Consider the following 16,332-nt stretch of genomic DNA (forward strand, 5'->3'; position numbering starts at 1 on the left):
TTTCCCCACAAAGTTCCTGCTTAACCGGCCCGTCCTGAGGGAAGACGGTGACCATGCGCCTGCCCCGACCGCGAGGACCGGTCTCCGACACGCTCGTCGCCATGCTCGCCGGCCCACCGCGCGACCTGCCGGGCGGCGCCTGGCGGGAGCTGGTAGCAGGCACCGACGCGTGCACCGACGAGGACCTGCAGCTGAGCCTGCACATCTGTTACGAGCTGCACTACCGCGGCTTCGACGGCGTCGACGAGCGGTGGGAGTGGCAGCCGTCGCTGCTGGCGTTGCGTCAGGCCGGCGAGGAGCGGTTCGAGGACGCGTTGCGCGCGGCGGTGCCCGTGCCGACGCCGCCGGCGCCGCACGAGGTCCCGCACGCGCTCACGGCGCTCGTCGACGCCGACGACGCCCCGTCACTGTCGAAGTTCCTGAAGGGGCGCGCGACACTCGAGCAGTTCCGCGAGTTCGTGCGGCACCGCTCGATCTACCACCTGCGGGAGGCCGACCCGCACACGTGGGCGATCCCGCGCCTGGCCGGCCGCCCGAAGGCCGCCCTCGTGGAGATCCAGTCCGACGAGTACGGCGGCGGCCGCGCCGAACGCATGCACGCCGAGCTCTTCCGCGCCACGATGCGGGAGCTGGACCTGGACGACACCTACGGCGCCTACCTGGACGTGGTCCCGGCCGTCACGCTCGCGACCAACAACCTCATGTCGCTGTTCGGCCTGCACCGCCGGCTGCGCGGCGCGACCGTCGGCCACCTCGCCGTCTTCGAGATGACGTCGTCCCTGCCCAACCGCCGCTATGGCGACGGCCTGCGCCGCCTCGGCCTCGACGCGACCGCGACCCGCTTCTACGACGAGCACGTCGAGGCCGACGCCGTCCACGAGCAGATCGCCGTCCACGACCTCGCCGGCGGCTTCTGCGCCCAGCACCCTTCACAGGCGGGGCAGGTGCTGTTCGGCGCGGCGTGCGCCCTCGCGCTGGACGGCCGCTTCGCCGCCCACGTCCTGGACCTGTGGACCGCCGGCCACTCGTCCCTGCGGCCGGCCCCTGCCCCGGTAGGCGCCCTCGGCCCGCCTTCCTGAGCCCCGACGCGCACGATCGAACGGCGGATCCGGTCGCGCGGACGGCCGGATCCGCCATTCGATCAACGGCGTCGGGGAGCTTGGTGGTGGGTCAGGCGCCGGCAGCGGGGCGGTCGCCGGTGGAGGCGCTCGGGGCCTGGAAGCCGATCACCTTGTGCGTGCCGTCGCAGAACGGCTTGATCGTCGACCGGCCGCACCGGCACAGCGCGACGGTGGCCCGGCCCGGGTCCACGACCTCGCCGTCCTGCGTGAGCAGCGTGAACTGGCCGCGCACGAGCAGCGGCCCGTCCTCGCAGACGGTGACGGAGGCGACCGGCTCTTCCATGCTCACTGGTTGCCCTCGCCGCGGCGGAGGCAAACGGTCAGCGGCCGCCCACCAGGGCGGCGAGGCGGCGGGCGGACTCGGCCAGGCGGCTGCGGCCGGGGCGGGCCGCGAGGGCGTGCAGCTCCGGCAGGTCCAGGCGGGCGCCGGCCGGCCGGGCGTCGGCGGCCAGGGTCAGCAGGTCGGCGAGGCCGGGGCGCGGGGCGGCGGCGAGCAGTGCCGGCAGGGCCGCCGACGTCGCCTGCCACACGGCGGTGTGCGCGCCGGCCTTGAACGCCTCGGTGAGCGGCTGGACGGTGCGCTGCAGCACGATCCGTTCGTCGCTCGACAGGGCGCCGACCTCCGCGCCGGTCGTGGTGCTGTCCCAGCCGGGCCGGGCGGCGAGAGTGATGAGCGCGTCGGCCGCGGCGAGCCGCATCTCCTGCCGCGACGAGCCGAACACGTACGCGAGGACCAGCGACATCGCCGGGCCGGACGGGCCGTCGGCGGCGACGAGCCCCTCGAGGAACTGGGTGCCGGGGCTGCCGTGCGGGGTGACCAGGTACGGCTGGATGTGCGCGGCCGCCACCTCCCGGTGCGACGGCGTGACCATCGGCCACAGGGCCATGCGCGGCTGGTGGTAGACGGCGGCGACGCGCTGTGTCGCGGTGCGCGGGTCGGCGACGTCAGCCGGCTGCCCCGCCGCGTCCAGCATCGCGATCCGGCGGCCGGAGTGGTACGCCTGGCCCGGCACCTCCTCGACCCAGGTCCGCGGCTCGGCCGCAGCCGTGCGGAGGTGGTCCGCGAACCGGCGGCCCGCGGGCGAGGCGAGCCCCGCGGCGCCCTCGACGACCGCGGCGTCGACGGTCCGCGGCAGCCGCAGCAGCGCCTGGGTCAGGTCGGCGGGGCCGGGCTGCCAGCCGTCGCGGTCGGCCTGGCGCAGCAGCGACAGGACCCGGTCGGGGTCGACGTGCCCCGCGACCGTGGCCGGCGTGGCGAGCAGCGCGGGCGGCGGGTCGGCGGCCAGTCGCGAGGCGAGCTCGACGGACCGGCGCTCGACGAACGTGCCGAGCGTGGTGACGTACAGGTGGGCGAACGGGCTCTCGTACGGTGGCGGCGCCGTCAACCCGGTCGCGGCGGCGATCAGGTCGGCCCATGTGCCCGCCCACTGCGGCATGACGGCGGCGAGGACCCGGGCGGCGGCGGCCCGGTCGCCGCGGGCGGCGCGCAGCAGCCCGTCGAGCATGAGCTCGTGCCGGACCGGGTCCTCGTCGCCGTGGCGCAGGACGGTGGCGAGCTCGCCGGCGAGGGCGCCGAGGTCCAGCGGCGCCGGGAACTCCGCCGGCAGCGCCGCGACGAGGACCGGGACCGGCTGCGGCGGGGGTGCCGCCGTGCCGAGCAGCGCGGCCAGGCGCTGACCGACGGCGCCGTCGAGCGCCGGCACCTCGTCGCGGAGGCGGTCGCGGGCGGCGGCCGGCAGGTGCGGCAGCCGCGGCTCGATCAGGTCGAGGGTGCGCCCGGCGAGCTCCGCCACCGGGTGGTGCAGGCCGGTCACCAGACCGTCGAGGAGGTCGTCGAGGGGCAGCTGCCGCAGCCAGCCGAGGTGGGCGCGGACCAGCTTCTTCTCCGGCCGGCTGAGCATGCCGGCGGTGATCTCGGCGAGGGTCGCCGGGTCGAGAGGCGCCTCGTCGTGCAGGGCCCGCAGCGACGTGTACGCCCAGTCCGCGACCGTCGACAGCGGCGCGCCGAGCAGCCCGGTCAGCTCCTGCCGGTGCCCGGTGAGCTCACCGGCGGCCGGGGCGAGCTGCTTGAGCATGGCGAGGAACGGCTGCAGGATCCCCGGCCGGCCGCCGGCGCGCAGGCGGCGCAGGCACCCGGCGATCACGGTGCCCCGCTCGACCCGGCCGGTCGCGGCCAGCTCCAGCAGCGCCTCCGGCCAGGCCGACTGGTCGGCGAACGCGGTGGCGACCTGGACCTCGTCGAACAGGTGCGGCAGCATCCGGTCGAACCACGGGTCCGCGGCGAGGAACCCGGCGAGCCGCTGCCCGTCGCGCCGCATCCGGACGTAGCAGGCGACGGCGGCGGGCTCCTCCGGCGGTGGCGCGCCGACGGCCCGCAGCAGCGCCTCCGTGAACGGCCACAGGGTCGCCAATGCGCGGGACCGCGACCGGCGCAGCATGCCGCGGCCGAGGGTCGCGCACCAGTCGGCGCCGCGCAGCCGCAGCAGGTGGGGCAGGGCGTCCGGCGCGAGGTGCGGCGGCCGGTGATTCGTCCACGGCGCGTGCAGCCGCTTGACCGCGTCGGCGGCGGCGCCCACGCAGGCGATGACGGCAAGGGAGTAGGCGGCGTGCCGCTGCTCGTTGCGCCTCCGGGCGACCGCTTCGGCCTCGTGCCGCAGGAACCAGATGTTGCCGCGGTTGCGGCGCAGCCGCTCCTGCTGCCGCACGGACTCCCCGTCCAGCACCACCTCCTCCCCCGGCGCCCGCGCTCCGTCCGCCGCTTGCTCTGCGTCCGGCGCCGCGAACATGGCCGTCGCCACGAGCCGCCGGGGTGCCGCGCCACCGATCGCCGGCCCGCCCGCATGGGCGCGCAGGACCATGACGCCGGGGTGCACCTCAGGTTCCGGCTCCGGCTCCGGTACCGGCTCCGGCAGCACCGGCGGTGGCGTGTAGCCGTCCAGCAGCGGCAGGAGCGCGGCCCGGTCCCCGGCGGACAGCCCGGCGAGGACCTCGGCCAGCGCCTCGAGGTCGCCGTCCTCGATCCGCGCGAACACCTCACGCATCCCGTTCCCCCGTCCGCTCGGTGATGACGGCCGCGACGACGTGCTTGCACGGGCCGCGGCGGCCCTGATGCTCCGCCCACCAGGCGCAGGTGCACGCGTGCTCGTCGCCGCGCCGGTGGACGAGGTACGTGCGCTCGCCGGAGACCACCTCGAAGCCGTCGGCGGTGGCCACGACCCGGCCCGCCGTGGCGAGCATCCGGGCGGCGGCGAGCCGCGGGTGCAGCGCGGCGACGAGGTCCGCCCGGTAGGGCAGCGGCCGGTGGAACGAGGACGCCGCCGCGACGTCGTACCCCACCTGACCGGCGGTGGCGAGGGCGGCCAGCGCGGCGGTGACCCGGGACCGGTCCCAGCCGGTGCGGTCGGCGACCGCCGGGCGGTCGAGGACGGGGTCGGCGACGAGCAGCCCGTCGAGGGTCTCGGCGTCCCCGGCCGGGTCTCCCCCGCCGCTCAGGTCGGCCAGGAGCCGCCCGTCGCCGGCGAAGCCGTGCTGGGTCGCGGTCGACAGCAGCAGCGTGAAGCGGGCCGTGCCGAAGTCCAGCACCCAGCCGCTGACCTGCGCGGGTGCGCCGGTGGCCGGCGGCGAGTACAGGGTGAGGGTGCGCGCGAGCGGCAGCAGCGGGCGCAGCGGCGCGAGCCGGAACCCGTCGGCGACGCACACCGCCCCGGGTGCCGGCCGGGTCGTGAACCGCCAGCCCGGCCCGGCCGGCATGAGCCAGCGGACCTGCCGGCTCCGCGCGGCAACCTCGGCCAGCAGCGTGACGGCCCGCCCGGCGGGCAGCTGGAGCCGCGCGTCCAGCGGCAGCGCGTGCGCCGCGACCTCGGCGAGCCCGCGCAGCCACCGGGCCGGCAGCGGCACCCGCTTCTCGACGATCCTGCCGTCGAGGGTGCCGACGGCGAGCTCGTCGGCGCCGACGGACAGCCGCAGCGGGTCCTGCCCGCCGACCCGGGTCAGCGCCTGGTAGAGCGGCGGGTTGACGTCGACGTTGGTGGTGCCGCGCCCGACCGGCGCGTCCTGCAGCTCGGCGGGGTCGAGGTCGAGCCGCCCGTACACGCCGCCGCACGTCGACAGCGCCTCGAACCGCAGCCGCTCGCCGTCACCGGTGACCACCGGGTCGCGGCCGCCGCCGGCGCGGGCGGTGCGGACCCCGCGGAAGTCGGCCCCGGCGATGTCGGCGAGGGCGAGCAGGCCGCCGGCGACGACCCGGGGCGTGCCGACGAACCCGGCGAAGAACGCCTGCTCCCGGATCCGCTCCGGCGTGGAGGTGGCGAGGGCCAGGTGGCCGCCGGCGAGCCCGGACGGCCGCGGGTACACCTGCGTGTCGACTGAGGTCTCCGGCACTCTGGGCATCCTGCCACGCCCTGCCCCCGCCCACTGTCCCCGCCGGGAGGCCGTTTCATCCCTCCGGGTGAGCGCCGGTGTGACGCCCGCGGAGAACGCTTGTCGGGTGGGCGGTGCTTCCTTCCACGCTCCGAGCCGGAATCGGAGGCGCGATGACAACCGCGATGACAGCTCTGTACAGCGAGCCGACGTTCCTGCACGATCTCAAACTCGTCGTCCTGGCCGAGTTGGAGATCGCCGGACGCCCGGAGCAGTCCGCCGGCGTGCCACTCGACGAGCTCCTGTTCGAACGGGTGGACGCCGACCGCTACGAGCTCGGCCTGCACGGCCTCCTCGACGCGGTCGTCGCCCTCGAGCGCAGCTGACCGCAGCAGCCGGGGCGACGAGATCCAGACGTGCCGGTCGTCGCCCGGCTGTGAGCCGTCGGCGCTGAGCAGGTTTGACCCTCTGCGAACCGGTGAGAACGCAGCGGTGTTGTCGAACCAGGCCCGGCGGGTCGTCAAGGCCACGCTTCCCGTCGTCGGCCAGCACATCGGGGAGATCGCGGACCGCTTCTACGCCCACATGTTCGCCGCCCGGCCGGACCTGCAGGACGGGCTGTTCAACCGCGGCAACCAGGCGGAGGGCTCGCAGCCCAAGGCCCTGGCGGGGTCGGTGGCGGTGTTCGCCTCGACGCTGCTGGACGACCCGCTGCGGCCGCCGGGCCGGCTGCTGACGCGCATCTCGCACAAGCACGCGTCGCTGGGCATCCGGCCCGAGCAGTACGGCATCGTGCACGAGCACCTGATGTGGGCGATCGGTGACGTCCTCGGCGCCGCCGTCACCCCGGACGTCGCGGCGGCCTGGGACGAGGTGTATTGGCTGATGGCCTACGCCCTGATCAACCAGGAGCGCGGCCTGTACAGCGCCCGCGGCGTCACCCCGGAACGGGTGTGGCGGCAGTGGCGGGTCGCCGGCAAGTACCGCGAGACCGGCGACGTCATGGGCTTCGTGATGCGCCGCACCGACGACCGGCCCGTCAGGACGTCGCTGCCCGGGCAGTACGTCAGCGTCAACCTCCGCATGCCCGACGGTGTGCGCCAGCCGCGCCAGTACAGCCTGACCCGCGCCGACGACGGCGAGCACCGCTACTTCGCGGTCAAGCGGGTCCACGGCGGCGGCAAGCCCGACGGCGAGGTGTCCAACCTCCTGCACGACGGCGTCCAGGTCGGCGACGAGATCGCCATGAGCGTCCCCTACGGCGACGTGGTCCTGGACGACTCCGGCCGGCCGGTCGTCTTCGCCAGCGCCGGCATCGGCATCACCCCGATGGCCGGCATGCTCTCCCACCTCGTCGCCGCCGGCTCCCGCATGCACGTCACCCTGCTGCACGCCGACACCGACGAGGAGTCCTTCCCGCTGCGCCGGCAGATCGTCGGGGACCTGTCCCGCCTGCCCTCGTCGGTGCTGCACGTGTGGTACGAGCAGGGCCCGCACACCGACCTGCCGGGCGCGGGCGTCTCGGCCGGCATGATGGACGTCTCGCGGATCCCGCTGCCCGACGGCGCCGTCTTCTACCTGTGCGGCCCGCTGCCGTTCCTGCAGAGCGTGCGCAGCCAGCTGATCGACCGCGGCGTGCCGGCCCGCGACGTCCAGTACGAGATGTTCGGCCCCGACCTGTGGCAGGCCGACACCGAGTGACCTTCGCGGAGGTACACCGCGTCCCGTGGCGGCCGCACGACCGTCAGCCGATGGTGTGGCCGCCGTTGACGGTCAGGCGGTCGCCGGTGATGAAGGCGCCCTCGTCCGACAGCAGGAAGCGCACCGCGCCGGCGACGTCGGACGGGTGGCCGATGCGGCGCAGCGGGACCTCGGCGGCGTACGAGTCCAGCGCCGTGGAGGGCACGTCGGCGTGGCGTTCGACGGGGATCCAGCCGGGGGCGACGACGTTGACGGTGATGCCGTGCGGGCCGAGCTCGCGGGCCCAGGTCCGGGCCAGGCCGACCTGGGCCGCCTTCGCCGCCACGTACGCGGACCAGCCGGGCAGGGCCCGGTCGACCATGTCGGAGCCGACCAGCACGACCCGGCCGCGGCCGGCGGCGCGCATCGCGGGCAGGGCGGCCTGGACGAGCAGGGTCGGGCTCTTCACGAAGAACAGCAGCTGCCCGAGGTGGTCGTCCCAGGTGAGGTCTTCGACGGGGACCGGGGGCTGCGGGCCGGTGGCGTTGGCGACGACGGCGGTGACCGGGCCGAGCCGGGCGGTGACGTCCGCCATGAGCGCGGCGACGGAGGGCTCGTCGGTGACGTCGGCCTCGAAGGCCTCGGCGGTGCCGCCGGCGGCGCGGATGTCCGCGACGACCGCCGCGGCGGGTGCGGCGCCGTGCCGGTAGTTGACCGCGACGGCCCAGCCGCCGGCCGCGAGTGTCCGGGCGATCGTCGCGCCCAGTCCGCGGGACGCGCCGGTCACCATTACCACACCCGCTGCCGCCACGGCGTGAACCTACACGTCGGCGGTCAGCTCGGCGAGGGTGGCGTTGGTGGAGCGCACGGCCGACAGGTAGGCCATGACCATGTCCTCGGTGCCGGTCGTCTGGGTGGGCAGGCTGCCGGCCGGGGGCATCTCCGCGGACTGGGTCATGTACGCGCGGGCCGTGGCGAGCACGTCGCCGAGCGGGCCGCGGCCGGTGGTGAGGGCGTCGACGAGGACCGGGTCCAGCGGCAGCCCGTGCACCATGCGGTTGGCGGGCTCGTCGTAGAGGTCGGCGAGCGCCGAGAGCAGCCCGCCGATGTACGCGACGTCGCCGGGCACCCCCGCGGCGCCGGCCAGGAACTGGCTGAACCGGGCCCGGACGAGGACGTCGCTGAGCTGCTCGGGGTCGGCCTCGGTGAGGTCGGCGACGAGCATGAGGGTCACCCACTGCCGGATCCGGTCGAGGCCGAGCACGACGACGGTGTCGCGGACCGACGACACGGTCCGGTTGAGCCCGAGCGCGGCGGAGTTGGTGGCGCGCAGCAGCCGCAGCGTGAGCGCCGCGTCCTCGGCGACGAGCGCGGCGATCTCGTCGATGTCGGCGTCCTCGGCGGTGAGCGCCTGCAGCATCCGCAGCCGGGTCAGCCGCGCCGGGGCGAGCGTGACGGTCGAGTTGATGTGCGGGCGGCCCAGGATGTTGCCCTGGAAGAGCTCGAACCCGAGCGTGAACGCCAGGCGCAGCGCGTCGGGGGTCTCCAGGCGCTCGGCGACCAGCCGCAGGTGCCCGAAGCGGCGGCACTCGGCGACGGCGGCGCGGACCTCGGGCTCCGACGCGTGCAGCATGTCGATCTTCACGTAGGTGGCGAGGGGCAGCAGCGGCTCGTGGCCGCCGCCGGGCACGAAGTCGTCGAGGGCGACGGTGTACCCCTGCTCGACGAGCGCGGTGACGCCGTCGACGACCTCGTCGTCGACGGTGGTCGACTCCAGGATCTCCAGGACGGCCTGGCTGCCGTCGAACGGCAGCGGCAGGCGGCCGGTGAGGAAGTCGCGGGTCAGGTTGACGAAGCAGAGCCGGTCGCCGGTCAGCTCCCTGATCCCGAACTCGGTGAACGCCGCGACCAGCACGCGGGCGGTGGCGACGGAGTCGCTGCGGTCGGCGCCCGTCGCGGTCGTCCGGGCCCGGAACAGCAGCTCGCCGGCGACCATGATGCCGTCGCGGTCGTAGATCGGCTGCCGGGCGACGTGCACGACATGGTCGGTGTCCGGTCCTCTGAATGCCCCCGTGTGCTCCCTCACTCCGCCATGATCTCCCCAAAACTAGGTCGAATGGTGCGGAACGGCGTATATACCCTCACCTTCGGCGGGTGATGGCAGGGGTACGGTGGAGGCCGGCAGGCCGGAGGTCGGAAGGCGGGGTGGTGGGGATGCGGGCGTCGCTGACCCACGACGCGTTCTTCTACGACACCGACGAGGGGTTCACCGGCGGGCTCGTGCCGTTCGTCCGCGACGGCCTGCGCAGCGACCACGCCGTCGTCGCGGCCGTCACCGACGCCAACGCGGACCTGCTGCGCGACGCGCTCGGCCGCGACGCCGCCCAGGTGACGTTCATGGACCGCGACGGCTGCTTCCGGCGGCCGGCGAGCACCGTCGCCGGCTGGCGGAAGCTCCTCGCCGACGCCGCCAGCCGCGGGCACGACGCGGTCCGGATCATCGGCGAGGCCGGGTCCGGGCCGCCGGCGCGGCACGTGACCTGGGCGCGGTTCGAGTCGGCGGTCAACGAGGTGCTCGCCGACGCCCCGGCCTGGATCCTCTGCCCGTATGACACGCGCGTGCTGCCACACGAGGTGCTCGCCGACGCCCGGCGCACCCATCCCGGCAGCGACACGTACCGGCCGCCGGCGGAGTTCCTCGGCGCGGTGCCCGAGCCGGTCCCGCCCGTCGACGGCCCGCCCGCCGACGTGACACTCCTCGGCGACAGCGTGGCCGAGGCCCGCCACCTCGTCGGCCGGATCGCCGCCGCGCACGGCTGGGCCGGCACCGACCGGCTCGACGAGCTGCTGCTGGTCACCAGCGAGATCGCCGCCAACGCCGTGCTGTACGGGGGCGCCCGCCGCGAGCTGCGGGTCTGGGTCACGCCGCAGGGCATGGTCTGCGAGGTCGGCGACGACGGGCCCGGCCCGTCCGACCCGCTCGCCGGCTACCGCCCGCCGGACGACCGGCTGCTCGGCGGCCGCGGCATGTGGATCGCCCAGCAGCTGTCCGAGGCGTTCGCCGTCACCCATCACGACGGTTGGACCCGGGTTCGGTTCATGCTGTCGCACCCGTAGGCGACCGGGCCGTCGCACCCGTAGGCGACCGGGCTGTCGCACCCGTAGCTGACCGGGCTGTCGCACCCGTGGGTGACCGGGCGGGAAACTGGTAGCGAAATCCCGCCTGAGCAGGTCTTCCGCGGTGGTGGGTCGCACCGGGCGGCGTGACGATCGAGAGTGTGACCGAAACCACCGTGGTCCTCCTCCTGGTGATCGTGACGGCGCTCGGGTTCGACTTCACGAACGGGTTCCACGACACCGCCAACGCGATGGCGACCTCCATCGCCACCCGTGCCCTTCGGCCGAAGGTCGCGGTGCTCCTGTCCGGCGTCCTGAACCTGGTGGGTGCGTTCCTGTCCGTCGAGGTCGCCCTGACCGTGAGCAACGCGGTCGTGAAGATCCAGAACTCCAACGGCACACCGAAACAGGACCTCGTCGCCGACGGCGGCGCCGCGCTGCTGCTGATCATCCTGGCCGGGCTGGTCGGCGGCATCGTATGGAACCTGCTGACCTGGCTGCTCGGCCTGCCGTCCAGCTCGTCGCACGCGCTCTTCGGCGGGCTCATCGGCGCCACGATCGCCGGGCTCGGCTGGTCCGGCGTCAACTGGAACGGCAACGGCAGCAAGCTCGACGGTGTCATCGGCAAGGTCGTCCTGCCAGCCGTCATGTCGCCGGTGATCGCCGGGGCCGTCGCCGCCACCGGCACCTGGCTGATCTACCGGATCACCACCGGCGTCGACCAGCGCTTCACCGACAACGGCTTCCGCTGGGGGCAGATCGGCAGCGCCTCGCTGGTCTCGCTCGCCCACGGCACCAACGACGCCCAGAAGACCATGGGGGTCATCACCCTGGCGCTGATCGCGACGGGAGCCTGGACGGACACGACGAACATCCCGTTCTGGGTCAAGGCCGCCTGCGCGGTGGCGATCGCGCTCGGCACCGCTCTCGGCGGCTGGCGCATCATCCGTACCGTCGGCAAGGGCCTGGTCGAGATCTCCCCGCCGCAGGGGCTCGCCGCCGAGTCCGCGTCCGCGGCGGTCATCCTGGCCTCAAGCCATCTCGGGTTCGCGCTGTCGACCACCCACGTCGCGACCGGCTCGATCCTCGGCAGCGGCGTCGGGCGGCCCGGCGCGCTGGTCCGCTGGGCGGTGGCCGGGCGGATGGTCGCGGCGTGGCTCATCACGCTGCCCGCCGCCGCGGTCGTCGGCGCACTCATGTGGTGGCTCGGCAACGGCGTCGGCGGCCTCGCCGGCGCGGTCACCATCTTCCTGGTCCTCCTCGCCGCGGCCGCGTTCATGTACCTGCGGTCCCGCCGGGCGCCGGTCGACCACACCAACGTCAACGACGACTGGGACGCCCGGCGCGAACTCGCCGACGCGGACCGCTGAGAGGACCGCGAGATGCACAACTTCGGATTCGCGCTCGAGGCGGCCTGGCGGGTCCTGCTGGCCGGCCTGATCCTGGGCGCCGGCCTGCCGGCCCTGTTCGCGCTCGGCGTCCGGTCGCTCGCGTACGGCGCGGGCGGCCCGGGCCGGGCACCGCACCCGCTGGGCACCGCCGGCGGCTACCTCTGCTTCGCGATCGTGCTGCTCGGCGTCGCGCTGGGCATCACGTTCATCGTCGCGTCGGGCTTCGGCAAGGAGCTCAGCTTCGAGCACGTCTACCCGACCGTCGTGGACAAGTGAGAGGAAACCATGGGTGAGCCCAGCTCGAACTTCCTGACCCGCACCGTGGAGTGGCTGCGGGCCGGCTACCCGTCCGGAGTGCCCCGCCAGGACTACGTGGCGCTGCTCGGGCTGCTGCGCCGCAAGCTGACCGACGACGAGATCCACAGGATCGCGCGGGCGCTCGCCGGGGAGTCGCAGCGCACCGCCGACCCGGTCAGCACCGCCGACATCGAGAGCATGATCAACGACTCCGTGCTGCAGACGGCGTCCGCCGAGGACGTCGCCAGGGTGTCGGCGCGCCTGGCCGCCGTCGGCTGGCCACTGGCGGATCCGCCGGCCGACTGAGTGTGTTCACCTGACGGATCGACACGCACCATAGCTTCGGCGGATGCGACGACTCATTGTCCTGGCGGCGGCCACGGTGCCGCTGCTGCTGGTCCCCACGGCCGCCCACGCGGCGCCGTCCCTGAAGACGGTGACCGCGGCCGTGGAGACCCCGCCCCTCTACGACGACGAGGCCGGCGGCGACGCCAACGCCGACGACCCGGCCATCTGGGTCAACGAGCGCGACCGCGGCGCGAGCCGGGTGCTGGCCACCGCCAAGAACGGTGGTCTTCGCGTGTACGACCTCGCGGGCCGCGAACGGCAGGCGATCGCCACCCCGCCCGCGCCCGGCGAGGACGACGCCGCAGGCCGGTTCAACAACGTCGACCTGGTGCCCGGGTTCCGGCTCGGCGGCCGCACCACCGACCTGGCCGTCGTCACCGACCGGGGCCGCGACCAGCTGCGCTTCTACCGCATCGACCCGGCCACCGGCACCCTCACCGACGTGACCGCGCCCGGCGTGCCGTTCGCGTTCAGCACCGACCAGGCGCAGGTCAACGAGCAGCGCACCGCCTACGGCCTGGCCACGTTCCGCGACTTCGACGGCACCGCCTACGCCGTCGTCAGCCGCCGCAGCACCTCCGAGGTCGGCCTGTTCCAGCTCGTCGCGAGCGGCGGCACCGTCACCTACCGGCGGGTGGACCTGCTGACGCTGCCGTCGACGTTCCGGCTGCCGAACGGCTCGGCCTGGTCGCCGTGCGCCGACCCCGGCGACGGCCCGCAGGTGGAGGGCAGCGTCGTCGACCCGACGACCCGGATCGCGTACCTGGCGCAGGAGACCGTCGGCCTGTGGCGGATCCCCGTGTGGGGCGGCCAGTTCCGCGGCGCGCCGCAGTCCGTGGAGCGGACCCGCGAGTTCGGCGTCCCGGCCCGGTTCGACGAGGCCGAGGACGACTGCGTCGTCGACTACGCCGCCGACCCCGGCTACGGCGGCCGCATCGCCGCGGACGTCGAGGGCCTCACCATCCTGCAGACCGGCGCGCTCACCGGCACCCTGCTCGTGTCGAGCCAGGGCGACGACACCTTCTACACCTACGACCGGCTGACCCTGCGCCCGACCGGCCACTTCGCGGTCGTCGCCGGCGCCCGCACCGACGGCTCCGAAGGCTGCGACGGCGCCGCCGTGACCGCGACCCCGCTGCCCGGCTTCCCGCACGGCCTGCTCGTCGTGCACGACGGCGCGGACACGCCCACCGACGGCGACCGGGAGACCACCAACTTCAAGTTCCTCGACGCCGGCTTCCTGCGCCAGCGCTGACCCGGCCATGACCCGCGAGGACCTCCAGGCCACCGTCTTCACCGACCCCCTGGAGGTCCTCGCGACGGCCACCCCGCCGCCTGCCCCTTCGACGCCCCGCGAGGACACTTCCACCGCCGCGACGCACCGGTGGCGTGTCCAGGTCGGGGATGATGTTGTGATGACCAGTCATGACGGACGTCAGCTGACGGCCAGTGGCATCACTGTCTGGCCGAATCTGATGGCCGTGCGGAGCCGTCCGCTGATGTACTTCGGAGTCGATCGGCACGACCCGGCGCTGCCCGGACAGGTTCTGCGTTGGACGGTCCACCAGGCCGCGGCCGATCCTCAGAGCCTGGTCTCCCGGGTCGATGTCGTGATCGAATCGGACCTGGTGTTCTCCGTGCGGGACAACGGCGTGGGTCTTTCCGTCGATCGGATTCGGCCACAGCGGGAGCCGTGGGTGGCCGAGGCGTTGACCGCGTTTTTCGGTCCCGGGCCATGCCCGGCAGGCACTGGCCTGGCCATGGTGACGGCCCTGTGCACCGCGGTCGTCGCGGATGTCTGGCGGGACGGGCGGCATTACCGGCAGTGGGCCGACTGGCGATATCCACCCCCGCAGCTGCAGGTGCTCGACGAAACCGAGGAACACGGCACCGAGGTCCTCGCCCACCTTGACGGCGCGTACTTCGGTCCCCACGCGCGGCTGCCCCTCGACCCGGCCGAACTGCTGTCCGACCCCTCCGGAGACTTCACTGTGCCGAGCGGCGTCGACGTGACCGTGATCGATCGGCGTCGCGTCCGAGCCGCCGACACCGACGCCTGACGCTGCTGCGTCGACGGTCAGGACATCCTCGCCGGCGAACCGTTCCAATGCATGGATGACGGCGTTCTTGACGATCGCGGTCTCGATGCGCTTCGAGGCTTCGGCCCCCCAGTGGTGTCAGAGCGCCCGGACGTAGTGGCGGATCGGTTCGCCGTGCTCGTCGGTGTTGGTGCGGCCCGACAGGGTCCAGCCGAGGCGGCGGTACAGGCGGTCGGCCCGCGCGTTGCTCTGCTGCGTCCACAGCTGCGCCTGGGTGTAGCCGAGGCCGCGGGCCTCGGCCTGCGCGCGGGTGACGACGGCGGCGCCGAGGCCGAGGCCCCAGCGGGACGGGTCGACGGCGACCATCGTGACGTGGGCCAGCCCCGGGATCGGGTCGCCGGCGCCGTCCCGCGCGAGGGCCTGCACGACCACGGTCATCGCGGCCGGCTCACCCTCGTCCTCCGCCACCACCAGCAGCGACGCGGTTCCCGCCAGCATCCGCAGGGTCCTCGCCTCCGCGGTGGTCTCGTCGTGGCGCCCGCCCTCTGTACCGGCATCGGCGCGGCGGGCGGCGTCCGCGGCGGCCCACAGCCGGGCGACGACCGGCGCGTCCGACGGTCCCCCGACACGTGTCGTCAGCATCCGTTCACGCTACCCGCGATCGGGGCGGCGGCGTTCAGTGCCGTGGAAGGCGTTGATCCACGATGTCCCCGGTTCGTAAGAAGTCAGCCGGGACCGGCCTCCGGCGGGCGGTCGTGCAGCGCCGTGGCGGTGAGGGCGGCGTCCAGCAGGCGGGCGTGCTCGGGGACCGCCGGGTCCAGGCCGGTCATCGTGGTGATGCGGTGCAGGCGGTAGTCCAGCGTGTTGCGGTGGATGTGCAGGTCCAGCGCGGTCTGCCGACGGTTGTGCCCGTGCGCGACGAAGCTGCGTAGCGTGTCGAGCAGGTACGGGTGCCCCCGCAGCGGGTCGAGCTTCGCCGCCAGCCGCTGCAGGCCCGGCCCGGGGCGGGAGAGCTGGTACTCCACGAGGACGTCGTCCAGGCGGTACACGCCGGACGTGCGGCCGATCCGGGTCACCAGGTCCATCACCTCGCGCGCCTCGGCGGCAGCGGCCGGGATGCCGGCGGGCGTGTCCGCCGCCGCGGCGGCCGCCAGCACGGTGCTCGACAGCGCCTCCCCCAGGCCCGCGGCCATCGCCGCCGCGGTGACGCCGTCGGGCAGCAGCACGATGCCGGCGGCGTGGTCGGCGAGGACGGGCGTGCCCGCGTGCGCGTCGAGGGCGACCTGCACGAGCCGGTCCGGCGGGCGTGGCGCGAACCGCACCAGCAGCACCGTGTGCCGCTGCCCGACCTCGACCCTGACGTCCTGCGCGAGGGCCGCGACGACATGGAACGGCTGCCCGTGCAGCAGCGCGGCGAGCAGCTCCCGCCGGGCCCGCGCCGACTCGCCCCGCAGGTCCTCCTGCGCCTGCAGGTGCGCGACGACGACGGCGGGCATCATGCCGGCCAGGCCGTCCAGCAGCAGCGCGCCGGCGGCGGGCAGCTCCGCTGGGGCGGCGACGGCCGACAGCGTGCGCCACCAGGTGCGGGCGCCGATGAGGTACGCCGCGAGCGCCGCCTCCAGCGGCACGTGGTCCCGGGCCCGGCGGGCGGACAGCTCCACCACCCAGGTCAGGTCGCCGGGCCGCAGCGTCTCCTCGTCGCGGAGCATCCTCAGCAGAAGGCCCAAGACGGTGCCGACCGACTCGCGGACCGGGCCGTCCAGGACCTCGGCCGGCAGCCCTCGGTAGAACGGCACGTCGGAGGCGCATCCGGCGACGATCTCACCGGTCAGCTCGGCGAGCCTGGGCGCCATCCGGTCGTGCAGGTCCCGCATGCCGGCATCGTCACATCGCCCAAACCCGCGCGTCAATCATTGCCGCAAGTGCGCACAGACACCGGCCGCGGCCGGCGCGACGATTCGAGGACCCCCAACCAACGAG

Annotated in this window: 16 protein-coding genes; 9 read left to right on the forward strand and 7 right to left on the reverse strand. The window is 74.5% G+C overall.

The annotated features are described in order from the left end of the window. Positions 1-53 precede the first annotated feature (53 nt). The gene (locus ABD332_RS30245; RefSeq protein WP_344505731.1) at positions 54-1,079 is read left to right on the forward strand and encodes an iron-containing redox enzyme family protein; all 1,026 of its coding nucleotides are present in this window, start codon (positions 54-56) and stop codon (positions 1,077-1,079) included. Between the two features lie 91 nt (positions 1,080-1,170). Here the strand turns inward: ABD332_RS30245 and ABD332_RS30250 are convergent, their stop codons facing one another. The 3 genes from ABD332_RS30250 to ABD332_RS30260 are packed head-to-tail and all read right to left on the reverse strand — an operon-like array spanning position 1,171 to position 5,501. Then, the gene (locus ABD332_RS30250; RefSeq protein ID WP_344505732.1) at positions 1,171-1,404 is read right to left on the reverse strand and encodes a CDGSH iron-sulfur domain-containing protein; all 234 of its coding nucleotides are present in this window, start codon (positions 1,402-1,404) and stop codon (positions 1,171-1,173) included. Between the two features lie 37 nt (positions 1,405-1,441). After that, entirely contained in the window at positions 1,442-4,162 is a 2,721-nt protein-coding gene (locus tag ABD332_RS30255; RefSeq protein WP_344505733.1) for a hypothetical protein, read from the reverse strand. Then, the gene (locus ABD332_RS30260) at positions 4,155-5,501 is read right to left on the reverse strand and encodes an SWIM zinc finger family protein (RefSeq protein ID WP_344505734.1); all 1,347 of its coding nucleotides are present in this window, start codon (positions 5,499-5,501) and stop codon (positions 4,155-4,157) included. The genes ABD332_RS30255 and ABD332_RS30260 overlap by 8 nt, the downstream gene beginning before the upstream one ends. Positions 5,502-5,665: 164 nt before the next feature. Here ABD332_RS30260 and ABD332_RS30265 point away from each other — a divergent pair, with 164 nt between their 5' ends. Both ABD332_RS30265 and ABD332_RS30270 read left to right on the forward strand, forming a co-directional pair. Then, positions 5,666-5,866, forward strand: coding sequence for a hypothetical protein (locus ABD332_RS30265; protein ID WP_344505735.1), 201 nt, complete (start codon positions 5,666-5,668; stop codon positions 5,864-5,866). A 106-nt stretch (positions 5,867-5,972) separates the two neighbouring features. Further along, positions 5,973-7,181, forward strand: a complete 1,209-nt coding sequence (locus tag ABD332_RS30270) for a globin domain-containing protein (RefSeq protein ID WP_344505736.1) — start codon at positions 5,973-5,975, stop codon at positions 7,179-7,181. Between the two features lie 43 nt (positions 7,182-7,224). Here the strand turns inward: ABD332_RS30270 and ABD332_RS30275 are convergent, their stop codons facing one another. Both ABD332_RS30275 and ABD332_RS30280 read right to left on the reverse strand, forming a co-directional pair. Next, positions 7,225-7,971, reverse strand: a complete 747-nt coding sequence (locus ABD332_RS30275; protein ID WP_344505737.1) for an SDR family oxidoreductase — start codon at positions 7,969-7,971, stop codon at positions 7,225-7,227. Between the two features lie 9 nt (positions 7,972-7,980). Beyond that, positions 7,981-9,246, reverse strand: a complete 1,266-nt coding sequence (locus tag ABD332_RS30280; protein WP_344505738.1) for an EAL and HDOD domain-containing protein — start codon at positions 9,244-9,246, stop codon at positions 7,981-7,983. A 128-nt stretch (positions 9,247-9,374) separates the two neighbouring features. Here ABD332_RS30280 and ABD332_RS30285 point away from each other — a divergent pair, with 128 nt between their 5' ends. From ABD332_RS30285 to ABD332_RS30310, 6 genes are all read left to right on the forward strand, one after another. Beyond that, positions 9,375-10,277, forward strand: a complete 903-nt coding sequence (locus ABD332_RS30285) for an anti-sigma factor RsbA family regulatory protein (RefSeq protein ID WP_344505739.1) — start codon at positions 9,375-9,377, stop codon at positions 10,275-10,277. Between the two features lie 161 nt (positions 10,278-10,438). After that, a complete protein-coding gene (locus ABD332_RS30290) occupies positions 10,439-11,647 on the forward strand; it encodes an inorganic phosphate transporter (protein ID WP_344505740.1) in 1,209 nt (402 codons plus the stop codon). A gap of 12 nt (positions 11,648-11,659) precedes the next feature. Next, positions 11,660-11,944: a hypothetical protein gene (locus ABD332_RS30295; protein WP_344505741.1), complete on the forward strand. Its 285-nt coding sequence runs from the start codon at positions 11,660-11,662 to the stop codon at positions 11,942-11,944. A 9-nt stretch (positions 11,945-11,953) separates the two neighbouring features. Beyond that, positions 11,954-12,271: a DUF3349 domain-containing protein gene (locus tag ABD332_RS30300; RefSeq protein WP_344505742.1), complete on the forward strand. Its 318-nt coding sequence runs from the start codon at positions 11,954-11,956 to the stop codon at positions 12,269-12,271. A gap of 43 nt (positions 12,272-12,314) precedes the next feature. Then, complete coding sequence (locus ABD332_RS30305; RefSeq protein ID WP_344505743.1) at positions 12,315-13,568, forward strand: phytase; 1,254 nt, start codon at positions 12,315-12,317, stop codon at positions 13,566-13,568. A gap of 7 nt (positions 13,569-13,575) precedes the next feature. Continuing rightward, the gene (locus ABD332_RS30310; protein WP_344505744.1) at positions 13,576-14,373 is read left to right on the forward strand and encodes a DNA topoisomerase subunit B; all 798 of its coding nucleotides are present in this window, start codon (positions 13,576-13,578) and stop codon (positions 14,371-14,373) included. 117 nt (positions 14,374-14,490) lie between these two features. Here ABD332_RS30310 and ABD332_RS30315 read toward each other — a convergent pair whose 3' ends face one another. Next, positions 14,491-14,994: a GNAT family N-acetyltransferase gene (locus tag ABD332_RS30315; protein WP_344505745.1), complete on the reverse strand. Its 504-nt coding sequence runs from the start codon at positions 14,992-14,994 to the stop codon at positions 14,491-14,493. 83 nt (positions 14,995-15,077) lie between these two features. Then, complete coding sequence (locus tag ABD332_RS30320; RefSeq protein WP_344505746.1) at positions 15,078-16,226, reverse strand: PucR family transcriptional regulator; 1,149 nt, start codon at positions 16,224-16,226, stop codon at positions 15,078-15,080. Positions 16,227-16,332 lie beyond the last annotated feature (106 nt).

The organism is Dactylosporangium maewongense (assembly GCF_039531485.1).
GTDB classification, from domain to species: domain Bacteria; phylum Actinomycetota; class Actinomycetes; order Mycobacteriales; family Micromonosporaceae; genus Dactylosporangium; species Dactylosporangium maewongense.